Source organism: Microbacterium sp. P5_E9, assembly GCF_054049175.1.
In genome coordinates this window covers 1-1,026 of the sequence record NZ_JBFUMV010000041.1, presented here as the reverse complement: position 1 = coordinate 1,026, position 1,026 = coordinate 1, and the positions used below count along the sequence as shown (strand labels likewise).

Below are 1,026 nucleotides of genomic sequence, written 5' to 3'. Positions count from 1 at the left end.
GTATATGGCCTGCGGTGCGGCGAGGTGGTTGCGTTGACCTTGGAAGACATCGACTGGGAGCGCGACATYCTYCACGTCRCRCGYCCCAAGCAGCGKTGCARGCASGACTACCCGCTGRCCACCGAGGTCGGCAAYGCGATCCTTCGCTACGTGCGYGAGGTGCGACCRCGCTGCGCCTCACGCACGCTGTTCTTGACGATCAAGGCGCCGCTGCGGCCGCTGGCGGCCAGCAGCCTGCATTTCTTGGTAGCGCCACGCATGCAGGCACTGAGTATCCGCTGCCCGCGACAAGGACCCCATTCGTTGAGACACGCCTGTGCGACTCATCTCGTCGCCGAGGGCTTGTCGCTCAAGCAGATTGGCGATCATCTCGGCCATCGCAGTCCCTTCGCCACGCGCACCTACGCCAAGGTGGACCTTGTCGGCCTGCGTCAGGTCGCCGACTTTAGCCTGGGGGAACTGCTATGAAGGTCAATCAGGCTGTCGCCGTCTACGTGGCCTGCAAGCAATCCCTGGGGATGCGCTTCGCAACCGAGGCACGTACGCTGAAGTCATTCAGCAAGAGTGTGGGAAGCATCGAAGTCGATCAGATCGGGCCGGACGCGGTGCGCGCCTTCCTTGATGGCTCGGGGCCGATCACGCAGTTCTGGCCTCGCAAGTTTGGCGCCCTTACCGGCTTCTACCGGTTCTGTCTTGCGCGCGGGTACGTCCACGTCGTCCCGCTGCCCACCAGGGCGCCAAGATGTCCCAGATCGTTTACCCCCTACATCTACTCCGAGGATGAGATCAAGCGGCTTCTTCAGGCCGCTGCTGGCCGTGCTCACTGCAACCTCGACGCGCCGACCAGCCGAACGCTACTCTTGCTGCTCTACGCCACGGGGCTGCGCATCAGCGAAGCACTGAACTTGAACCTGGTCGACGTAGACATTGACGACGGCGTCCTTCACGTGCGCGAGTCCAAGTTCTACAAGACGCGGCTCGTGCCCACAGGCAAGGACCTGACGCAGGTGCTGCGCGAGTATGCGC

2 protein-coding genes are annotated in these 1,026 nt (G+C 63.1%); both read left to right on the top strand.

Going from position 1 to position 1,026, the window contains the following annotated elements:
• The first annotated feature begins 9 nt into the window (after positions 1-9).
• Positions 10-468: a tyrosine-type recombinase/integrase gene (locus ACXJ3V_RS20090; protein WP_457102124.1), complete on the top strand. Its 459-nt coding sequence runs from the start codon at positions 10-12 to the stop codon at positions 466-468.
• A partial coding sequence (locus tag ACXJ3V_RS20085; protein WP_457102123.1) for a tyrosine-type recombinase/integrase occupies positions 465-1,026 on the top strand: 562 nt, incomplete at its 3' end. The genes ACXJ3V_RS20090 and ACXJ3V_RS20085, both read left to right, overlap by 4 nt.